This window comes from Flavobacterium sp. AED (assembly GCF_000812945.1).
Taxonomy (GTDB): domain Bacteria; phylum Bacteroidota; class Bacteroidia; order Flavobacteriales; family Flavobacteriaceae; genus Flavobacterium.
This window is the reverse complement of the sequence record NZ_JSYM01000005.1, coordinates 45233-71364: the sequence shown is the minus strand read 5'-3', so window position 1 is coordinate 71364 and position 26132 is coordinate 45233. Positions and strand designations below refer to the sequence as shown.

The 26132-nt window shown below is 33.9% G+C and carries 22 protein-coding genes; 16 read left to right on the top strand and 6 right to left on the bottom strand.

Going from position 1 to position 26132, the window contains the following annotated elements:
- Positions 1 to 113: 113 nt before the first annotated feature.
- Entirely contained in the window at positions 114 to 311 is a 198-nt protein-coding gene (locus OA85_RS14660) for a hypothetical protein (protein ID WP_156129472.1), read from the bottom strand.
- Positions 312 to 577: 266 nt separating this feature from the next.
- Between OA85_RS14660 and fumC the strand changes: the two genes are divergently transcribed.
- On the top strand, positions 578 to 1975 hold the full coding sequence (gene fumC, locus OA85_RS14655) for a class II fumarate hydratase (RefSeq protein ID WP_039110557.1): 1398 nt from the start codon (positions 578 to 580) through the stop codon (positions 1973 to 1975).
- A 201-nt stretch (positions 1976 to 2176) separates the two neighbouring features.
- Here fumC and OA85_RS14650 read toward each other — a convergent pair whose 3' ends face one another.
- The 4 genes from OA85_RS14650 to OA85_RS14635 all read right to left on the bottom strand — a co-directional run bounded on the left by OA85_RS14650 (position 2177) and on the right by OA85_RS14635 (position 6739).
- Positions 2177 to 3178, bottom strand: coding sequence for an LLM class flavin-dependent oxidoreductase (locus tag OA85_RS14650; protein ID WP_039110556.1), 1002 nt, complete (start codon positions 3176 to 3178; stop codon positions 2177 to 2179).
- Positions 3179 to 3456: 278 nt separating this feature from the next.
- Entirely contained in the window at positions 3457 to 5340 is a 1884-nt protein-coding gene (dnaK, locus tag OA85_RS14645; protein ID WP_039110555.1) for a molecular chaperone DnaK, read from the bottom strand.
- Between the two features lie 286 nt (positions 5341 to 5626).
- Positions 5627 to 6274 (bottom strand): nucleotidyl transferase AbiEii/AbiGii toxin family protein, encoded by a 648-nt coding sequence (locus OA85_RS14640; protein WP_039110554.1) that lies wholly within the window; start codon positions 6272 to 6274, stop codon positions 5627 to 5629.
- 6 nt (positions 6275 to 6280) lie between these two features.
- Positions 6281 to 6739 carry a helix-turn-helix domain-containing protein gene (locus tag OA85_RS14635; RefSeq protein WP_039110553.1) on the bottom strand — a complete coding sequence of 153 codons (459 nt, stop codon included), beginning with the start codon at positions 6737 to 6739 and terminating at the stop codon, positions 6281 to 6283.
- Positions 6740 to 7018: 279 nt separating this feature from the next.
- Between OA85_RS14635 and OA85_RS14630 the strand changes: the two genes are divergently transcribed.
- The 11 genes from OA85_RS14630 to OA85_RS17100 all read left to right on the top strand — a co-directional run bounded on the left by OA85_RS14630 (position 7019) and on the right by OA85_RS17100 (position 16408).
- A complete protein-coding gene (locus tag OA85_RS14630; RefSeq protein WP_039110552.1) occupies positions 7019 to 7774 on the top strand; it encodes an abortive infection family protein in 756 nt (251 codons plus the stop codon).
- Between the two features lie 112 nt (positions 7775 to 7886).
- Positions 7887 to 8576 carry a DUF2461 domain-containing protein gene (locus OA85_RS14625; protein WP_039110551.1) on the top strand — a complete coding sequence of 230 codons (690 nt, stop codon included), beginning with the start codon at positions 7887 to 7889 and terminating at the stop codon, positions 8574 to 8576.
- A 65-nt stretch (positions 8577 to 8641) separates the two neighbouring features.
- Positions 8642 to 10114: a serine hydrolase gene (locus OA85_RS14620; protein WP_039110550.1), complete on the top strand. Its 1473-nt coding sequence runs from the start codon at positions 8642 to 8644 to the stop codon at positions 10112 to 10114.
- 208 nt (positions 10115 to 10322) lie between these two features.
- Positions 10323 to 11384, top strand: coding sequence for an MBL fold metallo-hydrolase (locus OA85_RS14615; RefSeq protein ID WP_052257277.1), 1062 nt, complete (start codon positions 10323 to 10325; stop codon positions 11382 to 11384).
- A 67-nt stretch (positions 11385 to 11451) separates the two neighbouring features.
- Complete coding sequence (locus OA85_RS14610; RefSeq protein WP_039110547.1) at positions 11452 to 12012, top strand: TetR/AcrR family transcriptional regulator; 561 nt, start codon at positions 11452 to 11454, stop codon at positions 12010 to 12012.
- Between the two features lie 14 nt (positions 12013 to 12026).
- Positions 12027 to 12716 carry a 2'-5' RNA ligase family protein gene (locus OA85_RS14605; RefSeq protein WP_039110546.1) on the top strand — a complete coding sequence of 230 codons (690 nt, stop codon included), beginning with the start codon at positions 12027 to 12029 and terminating at the stop codon, positions 12714 to 12716.
- A 121-nt stretch (positions 12717 to 12837) separates the two neighbouring features.
- Positions 12838 to 13275 carry a thioesterase family protein gene (locus tag OA85_RS14600; protein ID WP_039110545.1) on the top strand — a complete coding sequence of 146 codons (438 nt, stop codon included), beginning with the start codon at positions 12838 to 12840 and terminating at the stop codon, positions 13273 to 13275.
- A gap of 35 nt (positions 13276 to 13310) precedes the next feature.
- Positions 13311 to 13658 (top strand): nuclear transport factor 2 family protein, encoded by a 348-nt coding sequence (locus tag OA85_RS14595; protein WP_039110543.1) that lies wholly within the window; start codon positions 13311 to 13313, stop codon positions 13656 to 13658.
- A gap of 186 nt (positions 13659 to 13844) precedes the next feature.
- Positions 13845 to 14855, top strand: coding sequence for an aldo/keto reductase (locus tag OA85_RS14590; RefSeq protein ID WP_039110542.1), 1011 nt, complete (start codon positions 13845 to 13847; stop codon positions 14853 to 14855).
- Between the two features lie 68 nt (positions 14856 to 14923).
- The gene (locus tag OA85_RS14585; protein WP_039110541.1) at positions 14924 to 15844 is read left to right on the top strand and encodes an AraC family transcriptional regulator; all 921 of its coding nucleotides are present in this window, start codon (positions 14924 to 14926) and stop codon (positions 15842 to 15844) included.
- Positions 15845 to 15853: 9 nt separating this feature from the next.
- Positions 15854 to 16408, top strand: a complete 555-nt coding sequence (locus OA85_RS17100) for an OB-fold nucleic acid binding domain-containing protein (protein WP_052257276.1) — start codon at positions 15854 to 15856, stop codon at positions 16406 to 16408.
- A 13-nt stretch (positions 16409 to 16421) separates the two neighbouring features.
- Here the strand turns inward: OA85_RS17100 and OA85_RS14575 are convergent, their stop codons facing one another.
- The gene (locus OA85_RS14575) at positions 16422 to 17267 is read right to left on the bottom strand and encodes a transglutaminase family protein (RefSeq protein ID WP_039110540.1); all 846 of its coding nucleotides are present in this window, start codon (positions 17265 to 17267) and stop codon (positions 16422 to 16424) included.
- Between the two features lie 213 nt (positions 17268 to 17480).
- Between OA85_RS14575 and OA85_RS14570 the strand changes: the two genes are divergently transcribed.
- The 4 genes from OA85_RS14570 to OA85_RS14555 all read left to right on the top strand — a co-directional run bounded on the left by OA85_RS14570 (position 17481) and on the right by OA85_RS14555 (position 26051).
- A complete protein-coding gene (locus OA85_RS14570; protein ID WP_039110538.1) occupies positions 17481 to 18170 on the top strand; it encodes an aspartate/glutamate racemase family protein in 690 nt (229 codons plus the stop codon).
- A 61-nt stretch (positions 18171 to 18231) separates the two neighbouring features.
- A complete protein-coding gene (locus OA85_RS14565; RefSeq protein WP_039110537.1) occupies positions 18232 to 19032 on the top strand; it encodes an NIPSNAP family protein in 801 nt (266 codons plus the stop codon).
- Positions 19033 to 19199: 167 nt separating this feature from the next.
- The gene (locus OA85_RS14560) at positions 19200 to 20882 is read left to right on the top strand and encodes a Na/Pi cotransporter family protein (protein ID WP_039110536.1); all 1683 of its coding nucleotides are present in this window, start codon (positions 19200 to 19202) and stop codon (positions 20880 to 20882) included.
- A 198-nt stretch (positions 20883 to 21080) separates the two neighbouring features.
- Complete coding sequence (locus tag OA85_RS14555; RefSeq protein ID WP_039110702.1) at positions 21081 to 26051, top strand: translocation/assembly module TamB domain-containing protein; 4971 nt, start codon at positions 21081 to 21083, stop codon at positions 26049 to 26051.
- The last annotated feature ends 81 nt before the right edge of the window (positions 26052 to 26132 follow it).

Genomic DNA, 26132 nt, shown 5'->3' with positions numbered 1-26132 from the left:
TAACAAACAAAAAGGACTCGTGAAAACGGGTCTTTTTTTTGTAAAAAATTAAAATAAAAGCATAAAAAAAAAGGACTCGTTTTCACGGGTCCTTATTTTATAAAACAATTAGATTAAACTGATTGTTCTTGCTTCTTTTTTGCTCTTTTCTCTTTGAATGCTTCCCAAGTTGCTCCTCCTACCCAATAAGATACGAAACCAACAAGAAAAAACATTAACCAAAATCCTATTGTAAGAACGGTTAAGAAAAGTAAAAAGCCTAAGTACTGTGAAAATTCAAACATGTTTTCCGGAATTTTGAATGTAGCCACAAATGTAAGTTTAATTCCTTTTCTTACCAATAAAAAGTAACAAAAACTATCAATCAATTTTTATGAAAAGGGAATTATCCGTATTTTTGAGCTCAGAATTTGGAGCTAATCCCGCTATTCGTTACAATCTTTTATGCCGAACACCGGCATAAAAGGATTTTCACTACAAACGAAGTTCACTGAACTCCGATGTAAATAGAAATCAAGTGAAGTAATCGGGGCTAAAAAATCTACTAAACTACTTAATACTTATAAATAACAACACAATGAAATTTAGAATAGAAAAAGACACGATGGGTGAAGTGCAGGTTCCTGCAGACAAATATTGGGGAGCACAAACAGAACGTTCCCGCAACAACTTCAAAATAGGTCCATCGGCTTCCATGCCAAAAGAAATTATTGAAGGTTTTGCTTTCTTAAAAAAAGCAGCTGCTTACGCTAATTGCGATTTAGGTGTTTTACCAGTCGAAAAACGTGACGCTATAGCTGCCGTTTGTGACGAAATCCTAGCAGGAAAACTAGCTGACGAATTTCCATTGGTAATTTGGCAAACAGGTTCTGGTACACAAAGCAACATGAACGTAAATGAAGTGGTTGCTAATCGTGCACAAGTACTAAAAGGATTCAACATTGGCGAAGGCGAGCAATTCATCAAAGCGAATGATGATGTAAACAAATCACAATCTTCTAATGATACATTTCCAACAGGAATGCATATAGCAGCTTACAAAGCAGTGGTTGAAATTACTATCCCAGGAGTTGAAAAACTAAGAGATACACTTCATGCCAAAGCGGTTGAATTCAATACTGTAGTTAAAATAGGTCGTACGCATTTAATGGATGCTACACCATTGACATTAGGACAAGAAATTTCAGGTTATGTAGCGCAATTGAACTACGGTTTAAAAGCGGTTAAAAATACGTTAGCTCACTTATCAGAAGTAGCTTTAGGAGGAACAGCTGTTGGAACTGGATTAAATACTCCAGAAGGATATGATGTAAAAGTAGCTGAATATATCGCTGAATTTACTGGACATCCATTCGTAACTGCCGAAAACAAATTTGAAGCTTTAGCAGCACATGATGCTATTGTAGAATCACATGGTGCATTGAAACAACTAGCGGTTTCATTGAATAAAATTGCCAATGATGTACGTATGTTGGCTTCTGGACCACGTTCAGGAATTGGAGAAATCCTTATTCCAGAAAACGAACCGGGTTCTTCTATCATGCCAGGAAAAGTAAACCCTACACAATGTGAAGCATTAACAATGGTTTGCGCGCAAGTTATGGGGAATGATGTGGCTATTTCAGTTGGAGGAATGCAAGGACATTATGAATTGAATGTTTTCAAACCATTGATGGCAGCAAATTTCTTGCAATCTGCAAGATTATTAGGTGACGCTTGTATGTCTTTTGACGAACATTGCGCACAAGGTATCGAGCCAAACTACAAACGAATCAAAGAATTGGTAGACAATTCATTGATGTTGGTTACGGCTTTAAATACTAAAATTGGATATTACAAATCAGCAGAAATTGCTCAAACGGCACACAAAAACGGAACTACTCTAAAAGAGGAAGCTGTTCGTTTAGGTTATGTAACTTCAGAGGATTTTGATGCTTGGGTTAAACCGGAAGATATGGTTGGAAGCCTTAAATAATTAATAAATTTTGATTTATAAAGTAAAACCTGCAATGTAACGTTGCAGGTTTTCTTATTTTAAATTTATTTTTCAATAGCAAAATTCAATAATTGAGACTTCCTTAAATGAACTTACACTCCTTATATGGTTTAAATTCCTCAACATATAAGGAATATAAGTTCATTTAAGTTTTAAAAAGCATTACAATAAATTTCATGTTTAATTCATAGAATCCATTACTTCTTTCATTATTCGAATGCTTTTCAATTTATCCTGATGATTGAAAATCGGACTGGTAATCATTAATTCATCAATACGGGTATAATCAATAAACTGCTGTAATTCAACAGCTAATTTTTCTTTGCTACCTACAAATGAACAAGAAGTCATTTGGTTTACATGAAAATGCTCTTCTTCACTCATAATTCCATCCATAGAATCTACAGGTGGTTGCAATGGTTTTCTATCATTTCGAATCAAATTCAGAAACATCTGGGTCAAACTGGTTGACAAAATCTGGGCTTCTTCATCTGTATCGGCAGCAATTGCATTGACACACGCCATTGTTTTTGGTTGGTCTAAATATTCCGAAGGTTGAAAATTATCTCTATAAAATTCAAACGCCTGATGCATTTGTTTGGGAGCAAAATGTCCGGCAAAAGCATACGGTAATCCTTTGGCAGCAGCCAAAGCAGCACTATCCATACTGGAACCTAAAATCCAAATGGGAACTTTAGTCCCTTCGGCAGGAAAAGCGCGCACATTTGCAGTAGCATTATCTTCAGAGAAAAATTCCTGAAGCGCAGCCACATTTTGCGGAAAGCGTTGCGATTGTTCAAAGAAATCTTTTCGAATGGCTTGCGCGGTTAACGAGTCAGTTCCCGGTGCTCTTCCTAACCCTAAATCAATCCGATTCGGATACAGTGTTTCTAAAGTTCCAAATTGTTCCGCAATAATTAGCGGGGCATGATTAGGCAGCATGATTCCGCCGGAACCTACACGAATATTTTGAGTTTGACTGGCAATATAACCAATCAGCACCACCGTTGCTGTACTGGCGACGTGTGCCATATTATGATGTTCTGCTAACCAAAATCGGTTGTAGCCTAAACTGTCGGCAAGTTGTGCAAGTGCAGCTGTTTTTTGTAAAGTTTCGCTTGCATTGCTATCTTGGATAATTATTGCTAATTCTAATAGGGAGACTGGAATATTTTTTGACATTATAAATTTTCTATTTAAACAAAAATAATCATTTACTATGGAGACATAAATTCTTAGGTGTTAATTGAATTATAATGTTTCATAACCTAACAAATTCACAATAGTAGAGACGCACTGCAATGCATCTCTACTATTGTGAATTTGCATAAAAACAAACCCCAACCATTAAAAAAAACAGTTGGGGTTAAAAAAAATCATAAAAAAAACCGTTCACCAAAGGCGAACGGTTTTTTAAATCAACAATAAAGACGGACAGAAGTCCGTCTCTACGGGAATTATTATTTTACTTCTTCGAATTCAACGTCTTCAACATTGTCTCCTTGAGGCTCACCTTGTGGTTGTGCTTCACCTTGACCTTGTTCACCTTGAGCATACATCGCTTCAGTTGCTTTTTTCCAAGCAGCGTTGATGTTGTCAAGAGCAGTTTGAATTGCAGGAATGTCTTGAGATTGGTGTGCCATTCTCAATTCAGTTAATGCATATTCTACAGCAACTTTGTTTTCATCAGATAATTTAGAACCTAATTCTTTCAATTGAGTTTCAGTTTGGAAAATCATTCCATCTGCTTCGTTCAATTTTTCAGCTCTTTCTCTTGCAATTTTGTCAGCATCAGCATTAGCTTCTGCATCTTTTTTCATTCTTTCGATTTCTTCAGCAGTTAATCCAGAAGAAGCTTCGATACGAATATCATGAGATTTACCAGTTCCTTTGTCAGTTGCAGAAACTTTGATGATACCATTAGCATCAATATCAAAAGTTACTTCAATTTGTGGAACACCTCTTGGTGCTGGTGGAATACCATCTAAATGGAAACGACCGATAGTTTTGTTATCAGCAGCCATTGCTCTAGCTCCTTGTAAAACGTGGATTTCAACTGTTGGTTGAGAATCTGCAGCTGTAGAGAAAACTTGAGATTTTTTAGTTGGAATAGTTGTATTAGACTCAATAAGAGTTGTCATAACACCACCCATAGTTTCGATACCTAAAGATAAAGGAGTAACGTCAAGTAACAATACATCTTTTACATCTCCAGAAAGAACTCCACCTTGAATAGCTGCTCCAATAGCAACAACCTCATCAGGGTTAACTCCTTTAGACGCTTTTTTTCCAAAGAATTTTTCAACTTCTTCAGCAATTCTTGGCATACGAGTAGAACCTCCTACAAGAATAACTTCGTCAATATCAGAAACAGATAAACCTGCATCTTTCAACGCTTTAGCAACTGGTGCCATAGAACGTTTTACTAAAGCGTCAGTTAATTTTTCAAATTGAGCTCTAGTTAATTTTTTAACTAAGTGTTTTGGTCCTGAAGCTGTAGCAGTTACGTAAGGTAAGTTGATTTCAGTTTCAGTAGAAGAAGACAATTCAATTTTTGCTTTCTCAGCAGCTTCTTTCAAACGTTGCAAAGACATTGGATCTAAACGTAAATCAATACCTTCTTCAGTTAAAAATTCAGCAGCTAACCAGTCAATAATTTCGTGGTCAAAATCATCCCCACCTAAGTGAGTATCTCCGTTTGTAGACAATACTTCAAAAACTCCGTCTCCTAATTCAAGAACAGAAATATCAAATGTACCTCCACCTAAATCGTAAACAGCAATTTTTTGATCTTTACCTTTTTTATCAAGACCGTATGCCAAAGCTGCAGCAGTAGGTTCGTTGATAATACGCATAACTTTAAGACCTGCAATTTCACCCGCTTCTTTCGTAGCTTGACGTTGTGCATCATTAAAGTAAGCAGGAACAGTAATAACTGCTTCAGTAACTGTTTGACCTAAATAGTCTTCAGCAGTTTTTTTCATTTTTTGAAGAGTCATTGCTGACAATTCTTGTGCAGAGTATAAACGACCATCAATATCAACACGTGGTGTATTGTTGTCCCCTTTTACTACTGAATAAGAAACTCTTTTTGCTTCAGCAGAAACTTCTGAAAAAGAATGACCCATAAAACGTTTGATAGAAGCAATAGTCTTAGTTGGATTAGTTACCGCTTGTCTCTTAGCAGGATCTCCTACTTTAATTTCTCCACCTTCTACAAATGCAATGATAGATGGCGTTGTTCTTTTTCCTTCAGCATTAGGGATAACTACTGCTTCATTACCTTCCATTACAGAAACACAAGAGTTTGTTGTACCTAAATCAATTCCGATTATTTTACCCATTTTTAATATATTTAATTTTATTATATACTCATTTTAATAGCTCGAAGTCGATAAGTCAATCTTTGTGCCAATGCAATACAGCTTCTTAAATTGTCAGTTTATGTTAAAATTGGCGTAAAAAAATCTGACAAGATGACATTTCAGAGGGTTTGTCATTCTGGCGGAAGTTCTAATCAGGAGCTAATTCCCGCTATTCGCTCTATCTTTATGTTCTTAAAGAAAGAACATAAAGGATGCCGCTGCTATCGGGGCTAGGGCATTTGGGGTTCAAAGTCTTTTCTTGGAATTAAGAATTCCCATTGATACTTTCAAAAAAATCCAATTTGATAAGCTCCCAAGATTTAACCCGTAAACACAATGGGTCAAAATCCAAATCAGCTGATTCAAAATTTACAAATTGGCTTTTAATAGTCGAACAATCAGTATAAGGATAACGCTGTTCATAAAACGAAATCATTTCATCAATAGGTACTTTATCAAGATAATAATGTAAATCCCAAAAATCTTTTTTTCTACCGCCTCTCAGAACAACATCTAATTTCATTGCAATAATTTCATTTTCAGAAGCCATACGAATAGAATCCTTATTAATTTCTTCGAAAATAAAATCATCCGTATAATACAAATCTACTTTAACTAACTCGCTTTCAGAATATCCTATCTCAAAATAAGTCCCAAACGCAACATTATTAAGATTCCTGGAAAGACAAAAGGGATATTTATTCTCCAGAAAACTTCTAATTTCCTTAAAATCAATGGAACCATATTCAGCCGCTGTAAACAAATCAATATCAATCGACATTCTATGACCTATTTGTAAACTTAAAGCAGTTCCTCCAACCAATCTGAAAGGAAAAAATAATGGTTCATCCATCAAATCGATAAGAATCTCTTTGAGCAAAGGCGAAACCGTATTCCAATGAAGCTTTTCCATTCTATATTACAACTGGTGTTTTAATAATTTAACCTTATCAACCACTTCTTTTCCATAAAAACGAATAATTTCCTCCTGCTCCATTTCTGTTCCTCTAGAAAAAACACGTTTAATGACTGCCACCCTATTTTGTTTCCAATCTATCTTATCAAAAGTAGTATCCCAAAAGGTAACTTTTCTCAATCTTGAAAGATCGGGTTTATAAGTACTATCTTTCTTTGCTTCCTTTATGTCATAAAAAACTTGAAGTGTCATCAGGAAACCTTCTTCTAATTCTAGTTTCTCCTCCATTTTAAGAGACAAATCAACATTCATCCTCCTATTACCTTTTATTATGGCACCCAAAGTTTGAGGATGTTCACCAATAGAAAGCGCAAATTGCCTTTGGTTGATGTTCCTTTTCTTCAATTCCCGCTCCACAATTTTACCGGGATGAATTCCTTTTATGATGTCAATTGTTTTCATAATACAAATGTAAACAAAATTGTTTACATTTTTAAGTTTGAAATTAAGAAAGTTTACTGCTATCGGAGCTTGGGTATCAGAATCCTTAGAACTATTTATTTCTATTCGATTGCTTTAGAATTTCAACATCATTAATTCGTAATAAATAAACTACATTAGCAGAACGATAAAATGCTATTTGTAGCGTAAAGCATTCCTATTTCAGGCGGATATTCGAGACTTTTTAGCGCAGATATAAGTTACCCGCAAGCCACCTACGAATAAAAACCAGAATAAACCATGTTAACAAGACCAGAAATATTTATGATTACAAACGGATATATTGGCGTAAGCAGTGGCTATCTTGGTGATTTCTCATACAGAACACATGAAGAATTTTATCCTTATTTCTGCGATCTCGATATTTCTCCTACGGCTTACGAAGGAACAACAAGACAAAAATTTTTAACAATTCTTGAAAACGCAGATGCTATAACCCAAGCAAAAATAATACGCGGTGTTTTGAAAAAGTATCCTGTAGATTTTTTTCCAGAAGACCAAAGACAAGCCAAGCAACGTAGTTTTTTAGCAATAGAAGAACTTATTCGAAGATTGGAAGGCGGACAAGGTGTTTCAGTTAATGTATTAATAATAACAAATAAAGTTGTTGAAAGAGCAATTCAAGACACAAAAGTTTTAATCGAAACAAATGGAGCCACTAGTGGCGTTGACAGAATTCATACAACTTTACATGGCTATCTAAAAGAAGTTTGCAAACAGGCCGGAATAGAAGTCGAAGAAAACGAAACCTTAACTCAGGTTTTTAAAAAACTTAAAATAAATCATCCTGCTTTACAAAAAGCTGGACCGAGACAACACGATATTGATCACATTATAAATTCTTTCAGTATTGCCTTGGACAAATTAAATCCAATAAGAAATAAAGCAAGTTTATCACATCCAAATGAAGAATTACTTGAAGAAGATGAAGCAATGTTTGTTCTAAATGCTGCCCAAACAGTATTAAACTATTTAAATAGTAAATTTAAATTATAAAAAAAGGCCAGCAAGTAAACCCAGACCGCTCGGATATAACTCAGTTCGATAAAGCGGATTTACAATCTGTGCCCGCTAACACAAGTGACAATAACTAGAATACAAATTAAAAATGAAAGATTCACACATACTAGCCAGCAGCATTACTTTTTTGGAAACCCTGGCAACAAATAATAATAGAGAATGGTTTGCTGAAAATAAGGATACTTATATTTCGGCACAAAGTAATATTATTGCTTTTATAGACCAACTCATACTACTAATGAATACCCATGACGCTATTGAAAATGAATCTAGAAAAAAAAGCCTTTTTCGTATTTATAATGATGTTCGTTTCAGTAAAGACAAATCTCCTTACAAACCTCGATTTGCATTTAGTTTACAACGAGCTACTAAATTAAAAAGAGGTGGCTATTATTTGAATATACAACCCGGCAATAATTATTTAGCTTGCGGTTTTTTCTCCCCCAATCCCGATGACCTGAAAAGAATTAGAAAGGATATTGAGCTGAACTATAAAGATTGGCTCAAAATTTTAAGCTCAAAACTAATTAAAGATAATTTCGTGGAGTTGACAGGTAACACGGTTCCTACTTTTCCAAAAGGTTTCCCTAAAGACCATGAAGCCATCGATTTAATTCGCCATAAACAATTTATCTTGAGACATAATTTTACAGATCAAGAAGTAATTGATCCGAAATTTGTTTATAATGTAAACGAAATTTTCAAATCCGTACGTCCCTTTTTTGATTACTTAAGTTTCGTTCTTACGACTGATTTAAATGGAGAAATTAAAATTTAAAACTGAAAATTTATTAGAGAAATAAAAATAGCACACAACATCAATCACAAAAATCAACAATCATTATGAAACAAGGTTCCAAACATTTTGCAGTAAAGACAATCCTAATTGGCTTATTCATTCAGCTAATTACAGTAACAGTTTCCTTTGGGCAAACCAAAACAGAGCAAATCGATAAATTGATGAATCTATATTCGGACTACGGGCAGTTTAACGGCTCCATTCTTGTCGCTGATGCAGGAAAAGTCATTTATAAAAAAGGATTTGGAATGGCAAACCTGGAATGGAATATTCCAAATCAACCGGATACCAAACACCGATTAGGCTCTGTTACCAAACAGTTTACTTCCATGCTAATACTCCAATTAGTCGAGCAGGGAAAATTAAAGTTGGATGTTCCCATTGCAACATATCTTCCTGATTATCCTAAAGCATCGGGCGATAAAATCACTATTCATCAGTTACTGACACACACATCCGGAATTCCAAATTATACTTCGTTTCCTAATTTCGTAAAAGAATTAAGCATCAATCCGTATAGCCCGGAAGCATTTGTAAAAGTATTCGCTGACTTGCCGCTTGAATTTACCCCAGGTGAAAAATTTGCGTACAGCAATTCCGGTTATTTTTTATTGGGTTACATCATAGAGAAAGTTTCCGGCAAAACTTATGAGCAGTTTTTACAAGATAATATTCTTACGCCACTCAAAATGAATAATACAGGATTCGATCATCATGAAACGATTCTAAAAAACAGAGCCTCAGGTTATGAGAAAAACGGTAAAAACTATAATAATGCCAGTTATCTTGATTTGTCTATCCCCTATGCTGCCGGTTCTTTATATTCAACCGTAGAGGATTTGTATTTATGGGATCAGGCACTGTACACGGAACAGTTACTTTCTAAAAAATATCGAGATTTACTATTCAATCCTTACATCCCTGCTGGACCGGGACATTATGGTTACGGATGGTTTATCAATAAGGCTTTCAATGTAGAAAAGAATGACAGCATTACGGTCATTGAGCATGGCGGTGGAATAAATGGGTTTAACACTTTGGTTTCCCGCATTCCGTCTGACAAAAATCTAGTTGTATTATTAAACAATACAGGAGGTACAAACTTAAACGAAATGAATGTAGCGATTAGAAATATCCTTTACAATAAACCATACAGTTTGCCTAAAAAATCATTGGCGAATGCTTTAGTAGAAGTTATTCTGGAAAAGGGAATTGAATCTGGATTAACTTATTTTAAAGAAAATAAAAATTCAAGTACCTACGCTATCAACGAAAATGAGATGAACAGCGCAGGATACCAACTATTACAAACCGGAAAAGTAAAGGAAGCCATAGCAGTTTTCAAACTAAATGTGGAAGCGTTTCCAAAATCAGGGAATACCTACGATAGTTTGGGAGAAGCCTATTTGAAAAATGGAGATAAAAAGCTTGCCATTATAAATTATAAAAAATCCGTAGAACTAAATCCTCAAAATGAAAGCGGAAAAAAAGTATTGGAAGAAATTTCAAAGTCCTAAATCATTGAACATTATAAAGTCCTTTGCTTTCTCAAGCAAAGGGCTAAAATAAGACACTAACACGATTGTATAAAACCCGCTATTTTTTAGAAAAAAATTACTTTTTAGAAAAGCTATTGCCAGTTGAAAAAATAGATTTACATTTACTGACTGATTAGTCAGTAATAAATCTGTATTTATTTCAACTTCTTTAATTATCTTATTCGCAATGAGTGTATTATCCTATTTAAAACAAGTAAAATTTGGCAAACTGCCTACAGGCAAAAGATTGGAAAAAATTAAACAATCACCAAATTATAAAAACGGTACTTTTCAAAACCAAAGCTTCACGCCTGACCTGACGGAAGGAGCAAGCTATTATACTGTTGGTAAAGAGTTCTTTTTTGGGCAACACAAGAATGTTACACCAGTGGACGAAATTCCATCTACAAAGACAGATCTTTTGAATGCAGACCTAAACGAAAATATTTTGGTTTGGTTCGGGCATTCCTCCTACTACATACAAATTGACGGAAAACGAATTTTAGTTGATCCCGTTTTAAGTGGTGTTGCTTCTCCGTTTTCATTTTCAACAAAAGCCTTCAAAGGAACCGACCGTTACACAACGGATGACATTCCCGAAATCGATTATCTTTTTATTTCACACGACCATTGGGATCATTTGGATTACAAAACTATTTTAAAATTAAAGCCTAAAATCAAAAAAATAATCTGTGGACTTGGCACCGGCGAACACTTTGAATATTGGGGTTTTGACACCAATAAAATCATTGAAAAAGACTGGAACGAGAAAATAGTTTTGGACGAAGGTTTTACGGCACATACGGTTCCTTCCAGGCATTTTTCAGGCCGTGGACTAACTAGAAACAAGGCACTTTGGACCTCCTATGTTTTGCAAACGCCAACCATGCAAATTTTTCTTGGTGGTGACAGTGGCTATGACAAACACTTTGCCGAAATTGGGAAAACGTTTGGTGCTTTTGATTTAGCCATTTTAGAAAACGGTCAGTATGACAAGAGTTGGAAATACATTCACATGATGCCAGATGAAATTTTGCAAGCAGCAAAAGACTTAAATGCCAAACGAATTTTTCCGGTCCATTCTTCAAAATTTGCGCTCGGGAATCATCCTTGGTACGAACCTCTGGAATTTATTGTGGAAAATAACAAAAAAGAAAATCTAAACCTCATCACACCAATGATTGGTGAACAGGTAAATTTAAAAGATAACACACAGCAATTTTCACAATGGTGGAAAGGTGTAAAATAACCCCATCATTACTCCTGAATAAAGCAATCCGGAACGGTTTAAGATTAGAGAAAATAAAATCTAAATAATGGACAAGAGAGAAAAATTACTGGCGGCGGCGCTCAAACTATTTGTTGAGTTTGGCTTTCACGATACACCCACGAGTAAAATAGCAAAGGAAGCAGGTATTGCCAGCGGTACCTTGTTTTACTTTTTCCCAACAAAAGACGAATTAGTCAAGGCTTTGTATATTGACATTAAAAGCCGTCTGAATGAACACATTTCAGAAATAATTAAAGACGAAAAATCATTGCAGGGAATTTTGAAAATTTATTATTCTGCAACACTTCATTGGGCATTAAAACACAAGACGGAGTTCCGTTTCATGGAACAATTCAACTCTTCGCCTTACTTAAAACAAATTGCAGAAGAAGAAACTCAGAAATACATTAAACCAATTATGGCTCTTTTAGAAAAAGGAGTAAAGGACAAAATCATAAAGCCGATGGATTGTGAACTCATTTTTACAATCATCTGCGGACACACTTTCAGCATCAATCAATATTTAGTTACTAAAGAATTTTCAAAACCCGAACAAGACACCGTTATTAATAACACTTTTGACTTGCTTTGGGACATGATAACATAAAGAAAAGCTAATAAATGGATTTAAAACAGCATTATACTGCGCTATACAACGAATCTATTGAAAAGATTGTGACGAACACGTATCAAATTGACAATCAAATCGATTCGCTTTCAGACAATAGATTTGGCATTACTTTATTAATTCGACCTAATAGCGAAACCAAAAAAAACATTCAGAGCTTTTTAGACGAACTGAAACAAATAGATCCAGAGCAATATTATTATCCAAGTTCGGATATTCATATCACGGTACTATCAATTATTTCCTGTTATGATGGCTTCGATTTGGAAACAATTTCGATTCCCGATTATGTTGCAATTATCGAAAAAAGTCTTGTTGGAATACAGGATATAGCAATTAATTTTCAAGGTATCACTGCTTCCTCATCGGCTATAATGCTTCAGGGTTTTACCAATTCTGATTACTTGGATGTTTTGAGAAACAACTTAAGAACAAATTTCACGAATTCAGGATTAGAAGAAAGTATTGACAAACGCTATTCCATTAATACAGCTCATGCAACTGTAGCTCGATTTCGAAAAGAAATCAACCATAAAGAAAAGTTAATTGGAATCTTAGAAAAGTATCGGAATTTTGATTTCGGAAAATTCAAAGTTGAAAAATACCTCTTGGTTTATAACGATTGGTACCAACGAAAACAATTTGTCAAAGAATTGCACAAATTTCAGTCGGGATTATCATAAAAAAGCCTTAAAAAGCAAGGTCTACCGTTATAACTTTCTTTTTTATTAGTATTTTCGATTTTCTAAATCGATATGCTTTCACTAAAATTTAATCCTGAAAGTATTCTAAAATAACATAAAAATGACTTCATTTATAAAAGAATTATCTTTCCGTTGGTCTGATCTTGACCCTAATTTTCATGTAAGACACAGTGCTTATTATGACTTTGGCGCACAACACCGTATCGAAATTCTGGAAAGCCTGGGATTAACAATGAAGGTGATGCAAACACAAAGTTTTGGCCCAATTCTTTTTAGGGAAGAATGTGTTTTTAGAAAAGAAATAAAGATTTCGGACAAAATTTTCATGCATACCAAAACCTCCAAAATGAAAGCCGATGCTTCGCGCTGGTCTATTGTACATGAGTTTTTGAATGAAGACAACAAACTTTGTGCAACCATAACTGTTGATGGTGCTTGGATGGATACCAAACTTCGCAAATTAGCTTCTCCAACTCCTGAAATTGCAATTGAAGCCTTGAGTATTTTCCCTAAAAGTGATGATTTTGTAAGTCTTTAAATAAAAGACAATCCTTTTAAATTACGCTGGAAACCATGACAAAAAATAAGCAAACTGTACAAAAATATATGGAAGCCTTTATGGCTAGTGACCATGAAAAAATTTTATCCTGCTTAACTGAAGATGTTACCTGGGAAGTACCTGGAATGTTTCGTTTATCTGGGAAAGAAGCATTTGATAAGGAGATAGAAAACGACAATTTTATTGGTAGTCCAACCATTCAAATTATTAGAATGATTGAAGAAAATAATATTGTAATCGTAGAAGGTGCGGTCCAATCTAAAATGAAAAATGGCGATTTACTGGACGCTGTATTTTGCGATGTTTTCCATATGCAAAGCGAGAAAATAAAACATTTAACATCCTATTTAATGAATAAATGAAACTTAACTTCAATATATAAATCATCCACAATCTCATTTAAATAAGGTTTGTTTTGCGACTGATTTCGTTTTTAAAATCAACTTCCCTCATTTTGGATACAACTATAAGAGATTGGGTTACTTTTAAATTTAGTATCGTACGGACATTTGCATTGTTAATTTAAATCCACAATTAAATAAAAAAGTATGAATACTAGTAAAAAAATCGAACTGGGAAGTCAAGGACTTTTTGTTCCAAAAGTAGGATTGGGTTGTATGGGAATGACCCAAATTGCAGGAATGGATGTTTATGGAAAAGCAGATGAAACCGAATCTATCGCTACTATCCACCGTTCATTGGAACTAGGATACAACTTCCTGGACACTGCAGATTTATACGGCCCTTTACTAAATGAAAGGCTTGTAGCCAAAGCCATTAAAGGAAACAGAAATCAATATACCATTGCCACAAAATTTGGTTATGAAATTGATGACAAGGAACAACTGACTTGGCAATTCAACGGTACAAAGGATTATGTAAAAAAAGCAGTGGAGCGTTCGCTTAAAAACTTAGGAACTGATTATATTGACTTGTATTACTTGCATCGTTTAGACCCAAACACGCCTATTGAAGAAACTGTTGCGGCAATGGCTGAATTGGTAAAAGAAGGAAAAATTGGTCACATCGGACTTTCAGAAGTTTCATCGGAGACCATAAAAAAAGCCCATGCCATTCATCCTTTAACTGCGGTACAAACAGAATATTCTTTGTTTGAGCGTGGTGTAGAAGAAACGGGAATTTTAAAAACACTTCAAGATCTTGGAATCGGGTTCGTGGCGTATTCCCCATTAGGCCGAGGATTTATTTCTGGCGATATCAAAAGCCCTGATGATTTTCCTGATACTGATTTTAGAAAAAGTTTACCTCGTTTTCAAGGCGAACAATTTTACAAAAACATTGCCTTGGTAAATGAAATAAAAACATTAGCTACCGAAAAAGAAATAACACCTTCACAATTAGCCATTGCTTGGATTATTTCAAAAGGTATTTTACCAATTCCGGGAACAAAACGCGTGAAATATATCGAAGAAAATAATGCCGCCGCCGAAATTAAATTAAGCATTGAAGATCTAAACCGTTTAGAAACCATCATCCCTTTAGGAACTATCACAGGTGCTCGTTATGATGCCGCCAATATGGGAGCTATCGATCAATAAACAACATTATTCAGTGGGAAAAGCTATCTTTACTATTCGCTTTTCCTACTGAATTTATAATTCGCACCATGAAAAAAGAGACCAATTCTCCTTATATCATCAATTCCATTTCTGAGTTGCATCGTTTATTGGAATTACCTAAACCAAAACATCCATTGGTTAGTGTTATTAATCTGAATGAAATAAAGTATCATTTTGATGAAAGCATAAAAAGTTTCGTTTATAATTTTTATTCGGTTTGTACCAAAAAGGATTTTAAAGGTAAATTGAAATATGGACAAAACTATTATGATTTTGACGAAGGCATAATGACCTTTTTTTCACCGGGTCAGGTAATCTCGACTGTTGTTGATGAAGATATGGCGCTTTCAGGGATATGGTTAGTCATTCACCCTGATTTCATCCAAAATTATTCCTTGGCAAAAAGCATCAAAGACTATGGATTTTTCTCCTATGCAGTAAATGAAGCGTTACACCTTTCGGATAAAGAAGAAGCAATGATTACGGACATTATGCAAAATATTGATACCGAATATTGTTCTGTAATAGATGGTTTTAGTCAGGATGTTATACTCTCTCACATTGAATTATTGCTCAATTATTCCAACCGATTCTATAACCGACAGTTTATTACCCGTAAAAATGCCAGCAATGATTTGTTGAGTAATCTGGAAAAACTGCTCTTGGATTATTTTAATGGCAACAAAGTTCAGGAATTTGGACTTCCAACCGTTCAATACATTTCAGAGCAATTAAATGTCTCGCCAAATTATTTAAGTGATATGCTCCGATCACTCACTGGACAAAGTACGCAGCAGCATATTCACGATAAGTTGATAGAAAAAGCCAAAGAAATTTTGACTACAACTTCTTTATCCGTTAGTCAAATAGCGTACCAATTGGGCTTTGAATACCCACAGTCTTTTAGCAAATTATTCAAAAGTAAAACTAATGTTTCGCCTTTAGAATTTAGAAGTTCGTTCAATTAAACATAAAACATGAAATCATTTCCATTCAAAAAAAGTATTTTAAGCCTGATTATTTTAAGCATCCTTTCTTGTTCCTCAGTAAAAACAGCTACCGTTAGGGGGAAAGTTTCGGCTATTCAAAAAGGGAAAGATGGCTACACTGCGACAATTGAAAACACAAAAGGACGCATTTATTTTGGAACAATTAGTATTCCCAATTTGAGCAATCCCCAGTTATTCAAACAGGCGGAAATTGGAGATACACTAGTCGTGAAAGGTGAAGTTTGGAAAATAGGAAAAGAAAAACAAATTACTGTTAGAGAAATATTGGAGCTGAAAAAGAAGAACAATGCTGAAGCTAAAATTACTGGAATAGTTCTATCTGTTGAAAAAGGAAAAGATGGCTATACTGCCAAAATAAAAACAGCTCAAGGCACAATCTATTTTGCTGTAATTAGTATTCCTAACCTTGGAAGTGCAGAGAAATATCGTGCGTTTAAAATGGGAGAAAATGTCACTTTGTTTGGAGAGATCTGGAAAATGGGAGACGACAACCGAATCACCGTCAGAAAAATTTTAGATTAAAAAATTCTTAATTTCATTCATAAGAAATCGCTTTGGTATCAAGTTCAGAATTGAAAGGTATAAAATCGGATACAACAGGATTACAATCAATTTTCATGAACGTACAAGTAACATCCCCGAAATAACTGGCTACCGCTACTTCTGATGCATCTTTACCATTCGCTATTTTTACTAATCCATTAGCAACCGCTAATTTAGTGGGATCAAAAAACAGCCATTGTCCACCGATATAAGCCTCAAAACAAGCATGAAAGTCTGGTGGATTAAGATTATGGGCATATCCGGTAAAATAGCGTGCCGGTATATCTAACGCTCTGCACAATGCAATCCCTAAATGAGCAAAGTCTTTACAAACTCCTACTCTATCAAGTAATGTATCGCAGGCTGAAGTACTGGAATTGGTAACACCGGTTTTGTATTCGACAGTGTTGAAAATCCATTCGTTTATGGCTTTTGCTTTAGCATATTCATTGGGCAAATATCCAAATTCATTTGTGGCTAATTCCAATAATTTATCCGATTCACAATGCCTGCTTGGAGAAATAAAAGGCAATACTTCGTGATCCAGATTTATAATTGGTATCGATTTCAAAAGTACTTTTTCATCATAAACGGTATAACTGACCTCTACTTCTGCTTCGTAAATTACAGTAAAAAACACGCCTTGTTCCACTTCCATTTTTACAAACCGTGTATCTGAATTTTTCAAAGTAAATTCCTCAAATTTTATGAAAGGAGTAACAATAAGTGTTTCTGAAATGACTTTTTGGCTCGCAGATTTAGCTGCCTGAATATTAAAAATAAAGGTAGTTGGAGAAAAAACTTCGTATGATAATTCACTGTATACTTTAAATTTCATCTTGTAAATGTACCAATTTGCAACTGGCGCTAAATACGATTGTTTGATTTATTCTCCGCCGCTATTCGCTTTTATCAGATTCTTAAATCGGATAGAATCTATTTATGCAATTCCAAAAAAGTGATACTTTTTTTTATACTTTTATAAACACAACAACAATAACGATCGGTTTTGAAAAAAAAATTCTAAATCGACAGACAAAAATAAAAAAAGATGAAAACATTGGGACTTATTGGTGGGATTAGCTGGGTTTCTACTGCTGATTATTATAAACTTATTAATGAAGGAGTAAACGAGAAACTGGGAGGCATCAATTTTGCCAAATGTATAATCCATTCTTTCAATTATGCAGATATTATAAGAAACAATAACAACAATGATTGGGAATCAACATTTATCATGCTCTCAGAAGCCTGCGAAAACCTGCAACAAAGTGGCGCCGAAGCAATTGTTTTATGCGCTAATACAATGCATCTTTTAGCCGATAGAATTGAGGAAAAAATGACGATTCCCGTAATTCATATTGCAACTGAAACTACAAAAGAAATAAAAAAATTGAATTTATCCAAAGTAGGGCTTTTAGGAACTAAATTCACAATGGAGCTGGACTTTTTCACCTCTAAACTCAGTAATGAAAATATTGAAACTTGTATACCGGATCCGGAAGACAGAGATTTCATTCAAGATACCATTTACCACGAACTTGGAAAAGGAATCATTAGCCCCGATACGAAACAGCGTTATATCAGTATCATCAATAAATTAATAGAAAATGGTGCAGAAGGAATTATTCTAGGTTGCACTGAAATTCCATTGTTAATTCAACAAGAGGACATTGCCGTTCCTATTTTCGACACCGCTATAATTCATTCGGCAGCTGCAGTGGAATTTGCTTTAAGATGAAAATGTATCAATAATTTCCAATTATTTTTAACTAAAATAAAATACACTTCAAAAATAAAATATGAAAGCAACAAAATTACTATTCCTTGTGGTTATCGCCTTAGCCATTACCAGCTTTAAAACAATAACTTCTGATTCTAAAATCGTAGCGCCATCAAGAGAATTCTACCAACTCAAAACGTACATTTTAAATACAGAACAGCAAGTACAAACGACTGACAAATTTTTAAAAGAAGCCTATTTACCAGGATTAAAAAAAATGGGAATTAAGAATATTGGGGTTTTCAAACCAAAACCAAATGCTACAGACACACTAAAAAAGATTATAGTATTAATTCCATTTTCGTCCCTGTCACAATTTCTTGGATTGGAAGAAAAACTGGCCAAAGACAAAACGTATTTGGCTGCCGGAGCAGATTATTTGAATGCAAGCTATAAGCAAGCACCTTATGTACGTATCGAATCTGTTTTATTAAAAGCATTCGCTGATCATCCCATGATGACAATTCCTGCTTTTAATAGTCCTAGAGCAAATAGAGTATATGAATTAAGAAGTTATGAATCAGCAACCGAAGCGATTTATAGAAATAAAGTGGATATGTTTAATGCCGGTGGGGAAGTAAAACTCTTTGACCGTCTTGTATTTAATCCTGTTTTTTACGGCGAAGTGATTTCGGGAGCCAAAATGCCAAACTTGATGTACATGACCAGTTTTACAGATCAAGAAAGTCGAGATGCACACTGGAAAGCCTTTGTAGATTCACCAGAATGGAAAGGATTAATCGCTATGGAAAAATACAAAAACAATATTTCTCACATAGACATTACTTTTTTATATCCAACTGACTATTCCGATTATTAATCATTCTGATTCTTAAAAATTAACCAAAACTACAACCCTAAAAAGTTGTAGTTTTTTTTATAATTTAAATAAATTTTATTCATTTCATGACTTTACTTAAATAAAAATGAACGCTTTAAGTAAGATAAAACCATTAAATTTAAGTATCTTTATTACTATATACAGCTATGGAAACCCTCAATCATTTCTTCAAACTTGCGGCTGGGATTGGTTTATTCCTTTTTGCCATGTACCTGCTGGAGGAATCTTTAAAAAACCTTTCGGGGAGGAGTTTCAAACTTTTTTTGCAACGTATTACCAAAAATAAAATTGGTGCTGTTGTAGGTGGCGTAATCATAACAGGTATTCTTCAAAGTAGTTCTATGGTTACCTTGATGCTACTGGCTTTTGTAGGTGCAGGGGTTTTCAGTATGCGAAATGCTATGGCAATCATTTTAGGTGCAAATCTGGGAACAACGGTTAATAGTTGGTTAATTGCCAGCCTTGGTTTTAAAGTAGATATTGAAGTAATTGCGTATCCAGCAATATGCTTAGGAGGTATATTGCTTATCCTTTTTGGCAATCGCAAGTCAATGAAATATCTTGCCTACTTTCTTTTTGGTTTTGGTTTGTTATTCGTTGGCCTATCTTTCATGAAAACAGCTATGGAATCGCAGGTGCAGGATTTTGATTTTTCAAAATATGTCGAAATGCCTCAAGTTATTTTCATACTTATTGGTTTTCTCATTACTCTTATTGTACAATCTAGCTCTGTAACAATGGCCCTTACGCTCAGTGCGCTTCATGCCGGAGCCATCAGTTTTCCCATTGCGGCAATAATTGCACTAGGTTCAGAAACGGGTACCATTATCAAAATTGTATTGGGAGCGATAGGCGGCAATGCTTCAAAAAAACGAATCGTCCTTGGTAATCTATTTTTAAATATTTTCATTACAGCATTGGTTTTTCTATTTCTGAATCCAATTCTTTTTTTGATTACTGATGTTTTAAATATAAAAGACCCGTTAATTGGATTGGCCACTTTTTCCAGTCTAATCAATTTTTTAGCCATCCTGATTTTTTTTCCAATACTCAATTCATTCACCAAGTTTCTAGAACTCTTTTTCAAAGATACCGATGCAGCTACTGCGGCTTTTATAAGTCATGCTACAATCAAAGAACCTGAAACTGCTCTTGATTTACTGCGTATGGAAACAAAATATTTCATCCATAATTCAATGCTATTCAATCTGGAATTATTCAAGATTGATACCATTATGCTCCGAAAAAATGATGATTTTAAAGCTATCAATGAAAAAAGAGATTTCTTTTCGAAAACTATAGCAGAAAAATATGAATTCCTAAAGCAATTACAAGGTGAGATTCAGTCATTTTATTTAGATCTACGAACAAAATTAGCAGGAGAACAACAAGCGGAACTTAACCAACTTATTTCTGCAGTACGCAGTGCTATGCATTCGGTAAAAAGCGTAAAAGACATTGGCACTAATATTACAAACCTTAGAAATTCATCAAAAGACATCAAGTACAATTTTTTTATTCACCATAAAAAAGAAACTGAAAACCTATATCTTGAATTGAATGCATTTCTTATCCAAGATAAAACTGCAAGTTTTGAAGAACTGCAACATCTATTTGATTCCATACAAAATAACTATAGTAGCGCTCTCAATACTTTTTATACCGAAGCCGTAAATGCGCCTATTGAAAAAATTGATATTACAACCGTCATTAACTTTAACAGAGAATTATTTACCTCAAATAAAGCAATGCTTATGGCTATAAAAGAAATTTTATTGGAAGAAAAACAAGCGGAATATTTTAATGAGATTCCAATTTACAAAACATAAAACGTGTTACGGTAACTCTCTTGAAATGCAATTATTAAGATAATTTTTAAGGATTAAATCCAAAGATTTTACAACTTTATATCCAAATTATATAAAGCATTTCTGATTTAAATTTTCATCTTTGTGTTTAATCCAATTTGGACTATAAATTGCTTTTCTAGTCTAAATTGGCTAATTTTAGACCTAAAACAAGACCATTTGAAAAAATACTTACAAAAAAGTTTTAAAATTTTCCTATGGATAATAGGGACAATTCTACTATTGTTTCTATTATTAATCATTGTTATTCAATTCCCTTCCGTTCAAAATTATGTTAAAGAAAAAGCCGTAACCTACCTTGAAGGGAAAATTCAAACCAAAGTTTCTATAGACAAACTAAAAATTAGTTTTCCTGAGAAAATAATTCTGGAAGGCGTTTATTTTCAGGATCAAAAAAAAGATACGCTTTTAGCGGGTAAAAAATTGGCAGTTGACATTAGTTTGTTGCAATTGATAAATAATAAAGTCGAGATTAACTCCATGCAACTCGAAGGTATTACGACTCATTTAAATAGAGATTCTAATGGGGTTTTCAATTTTGATTATATCATCAAAGCTTTTGCTTCTCCTGAAAAACAAAAAGGAAATTCAAAACCGATGCAATTTTCTGTAGAAGAAATTGAATTGAATCAGATACAATTTAAATATACTGATGCCATTTCAAAAAATGATATTGTCGCAAACCTAAATCATTTTGAAACGATAATAAAGACTTTTGATTTAGATCAAATGAACTTTGAAGTCCCTAAAGCTAAAATCAAAGGATTAAAGTTTAAATTGAAACAAGGCTTGGTACAAAGCAAAGTAATTGCAGAAAAAAACATCTCCCAAACTGCCTTAAAATTAAAACTGGGTGAAATTGATTTATCTAAAATTGATATTGATTACCAAAGTGAGGAAACCAAGTTATCCACTACTTTTTATTTGAAAAAACTGTTAGCTAAAATTGATAAAATAGATTTCAATAATCAAATACTTTTAATCGACAGCATTGATTTGACTGGTGTAGAAGGCGCATTAGCTTTTGGAAAATTAGAAAAAATAAAAAAAGAATCTGTTAATGCAGAACCGAGCAACTGGGAAGTGAAAGTAAATAAAACAGATTTTAAACGCGTGTATTTCCGTTATGACAATAATAATGTTGCAGCAGCACAAGAAGGTATCGATTACAACCATTTAAATCTTACTAAATTAAATTTACAAATTGACGCGCTGTATTACAATCCCGAAAACATTTCTGGAGATGCCAATTTGCTAACTCTTAAAGATAAAAGCGGTTTGAACATTCAATCGTTTAATGCGGAGTTTTTCTATGGTAAAAAAAATGCTTTTCTTAAAAAATTATATCTAAAAACACCTCAAACGGAGTTGAAAAATGAAATCCAGATAAGCTATCCTTCTATTGAATCTTTAGCAAAAAATCCAGGAGAATTAGGTCTTACGGCTAATCTAAAGAAAAGTAAATTAGGTATTAAAGATATTTTGCTTTTTGCTCCCACTTTAATAAATACGAATCCTTTTATGAGCAATCCTAATGCGATACTGCTAATAGATGGTGCTATTAAAGGAAAAATAAAGAATCTTGAGTTCCCGGATATTAAGATCAGCGGCATTGGTACTACTGAAGTTTCAGCCAGCGGAAACATTACAGGTTTGCCTGATGTCAATAAAGCGTATTTTGATTTGAATATCAAAGACCTACAATCAGGTTCAAAAGATCTTAATGGCTTTTTACCTCCAGGAACTATTCCTAATTCGATTCAGTTGCCTACAAAATTCAGTGCCATAGGAACTTTCAAAGGGACTATTGCTAATTTTAGTACCAATATGAATGTGCTGAGTAATTTTGGCAAAGCAAAAATTAAAGGTTCATACGACCGCAGGATAAAAAATCAGGATAAATACGACGCCCAAATGGAGTTGGAAAATTTTGATTTAGGGAAATTCATTAAAAACGATTCTATTGGAAAAGTCACTTTAAAAGCCAACATAAAAGGAAGCGGCTCCAATCTAAAAACAGCTACGGCTTCTTTCAACGGAACTATTCAAAAAGCCTATTACAATAAATATACGTATCAAAATTTGAGCGTAAAAGGAACTATTCGCAACGGAAATTTCAATGCAACCGCTGTCGCAAAAGATCCAAATTTGACTTTTGATTTAGTCAGTAACGGAAGTTTTAGAGACAAATATCCAACTGGAAAACTAAAACTAAATGTTGATATCGCTGATTTAGAAAAACTAAATCTGCATGCTGGTCCAATGAAAATAAGAGGTGCTGTAGACGCTGATATTCAGTCGGGTAATTTAGATTACCTCAATGGAAATATTAGTGCTCACAACATAAGTATCATTAATGCAAAAGAACAATTTGTAATTGATTCTATCAATGTAACAGCAACTTCAACTGCTCAAAAGAATACATTAGTATTGAAATCTTCATTTTTGGATGCAGAAGTAAATGGAAAATACAAGTTATCAAAAATAGCAACAGCTTTATCAAATTCTATTTCTAAGTATTATGACAGCAAACCTTATTCAAGAAAACTCGATGTTGAAAAACAACAATTTGCTTTTAAAATTGGCGTAAAAGACAATCCTATTTTATTAAAATTAATCCCTGAATTGAAAAGTCTTGAACCCATAAACATCAGTGGAAGATACAATTCAGTTAACGATTCTATAGTGCTGAATGGCACGATTCCAAAATTAATTTATGGAGAAAATACTATTACAAATGCAGTTCTTAATGTGGACACAAAAGACAATGCACTTGTTTACAGTTTAATTGTAGATGACATTCTAAACAAACAAATTCAATTGCCTTACACCAATATTTCGGGAAAAGTGCAAGACAATATTGTAGATTATACGTTACAATTAAAGGATTTAAAAGACAAAGAAAGATACTTAATTACCGGAACCCTAAAGGCAACAAACGGGAATAACGAAATAGTTCTTGATCCGAAGAATTTGCTGCTTAACTATGAATCCTGGAAAATAGCTCCAGACAATTTAATTCGTTTTGGAAAAAAAGGCATTTATGCTGATCATTTTGAATTGAGCAAAGATGGAAACAGTATCAAAATACAATCACAATCTGAGGAAACGAATGCACCAATGGCAATTGATTTCAAAGATTTTGATATAAAAACCATTACAAGTATCGTCGAAAAAAGCGATTTACAAATGAGCGGAAAAATCAACGGACACGCTCTTATTAAAAATGTAAATACAGCACCACTTTTTACTTCAGATTTAAATATTGAAAATTTTACTTTCAAAAAAGAGACTGTTGGGAACATTAGCATAAAAGTAAATAATGAAATTGCCAATAGATATGATGCCATTATTTCGATTACTGGCCAAGGAAATCAAGTCAATTTAGACGGGAATTATAAAACAGCTGACAGCAGTTTTGATATGAATCTGGCAATTGAAAAACTAAACTTGAAAAGTATTCAGGGTTTTACATTGGATAATATCAAAGAAAGTACCGGATTTTTTACTGGAAATTTCAAAATTACAGGTACTACAAAGCAGCCCAAAGTTATTGGAGAATTACAATTTAATGAAATTGGTTTCAAAGCGACGCAACTCAATTCTAAATTCAAGTCGGCTAATGATAAAATCGTATTTACAAGTGATGCTATTCTGTTCGATAACTTTACTATAAAAGATGAAAAAGACAATGATTTAACTATTAATGGAAAAATTAATAGTGCCAATTTCAGCAATTTTGGTTTTGATTTAAACTTAGATGCAGATAATTTCAAAGCCATCAATTCTAAAGCCAAAGACAATGATTTGTATTATGGCGAATTATACTTAGACAACCATTTAAAAATAACAGGCAATTTTGGTAATCCTGTTGTGGAAGGAAATATCAAAATTAATAAAGACACTAAATTCACTATTGTTTTACCACAATCAGATCCATCAATAGCCGATAGAGAAGGAATTGTAGAATTTATTGACCAAGACCAACCACAATTAATTAAGACTATTGCTACTAATGAATTGAATAGCCAATCGGATATAAAAGGAATCAATGCTTCGGTAAATATTGAAATTGATAAAGAAGCCGAATTGTCTCTGGTTATTGACAAAGCCAACGGGGATTTCCTGAAGTTAAAAGGAGAAGCGCAATTGAATGGTGGAATTGATCCTTCCGGAAAAACAACTTTGACCGGAAGATATGAATTATCCGAAGGGAGTTATGAAATGAGTTTTAGTTCCATCAAAAGAAAATTTGATATCAAAAAAGGAAGTTATATACTATGGACTGGAGAACCTACAACGGCTGATATTAATATTACGGCGATTTATAAAACAGAAGCTGCCCCTATAGATTTAGTGAATGACCAGCTAGGAACTGTTACTGCAGGAGTCAGAAATACGTACAAACAAAAAATTCCTTTTGAAACTGAATTAAAAATGACTGGTGAACTGATGAAACCTACCATTGCATTTAATATCGTTCTGCCAGAAGGAAATAATAGTGTTTCGACGGAAATTATTAATACAACACAAGCCAAACTGACCCAATTACGTCAGCAACCGGATGAATTAAACAAACAGGTTTTTGCCTTGCTCCTATTGAATCGCTTTATTGGAGAAAATCCTTTTGCCAGTGAAGCCGGCGGAACGAATGTATCTTCTTTGGCCAGAGAAAGCGCCAGCAAAATCTTATCGCAACAACTTAATAATCTGGCAGGTAATTTAATAAATGGCGTTGAGCTTAATTTTGATTTGAATGCATCCGATGACTATACAACTGGACAACGAGAAAACAAAACCGATTTGAATGTAGGTATTTCCAAAAAGTTATTAAACGACCGATTGAAAGTAACCGTAGGAAGTAGTTTTGGTATTGAAGGACCACAACAAGTCAATCAAAACACAAATAATATTGCCGGTGATGTTTCTCTGGATTACCAACTTTCAAAAGACGGAAGGTATAAAATACGAGCCTATCGAATAAATAAATATCAAGTGGCGCTTCAAGGAGAAGTTGTTGAAACCGGAATTGCATTTATCATCACTTTGGACTATAATAAATTCAAGGAATTATTTCGCAAAAGTGAAGCTAAAAAAGCAGTTAAGAAAACAAAAAAAGAATCAAAATAAATCAAGTTTTAAATGTGCCTTTAGGCACTAAATATTGGTAGTGTAATTATTAATCTCACACAATAATGTCCCGTAGGGACT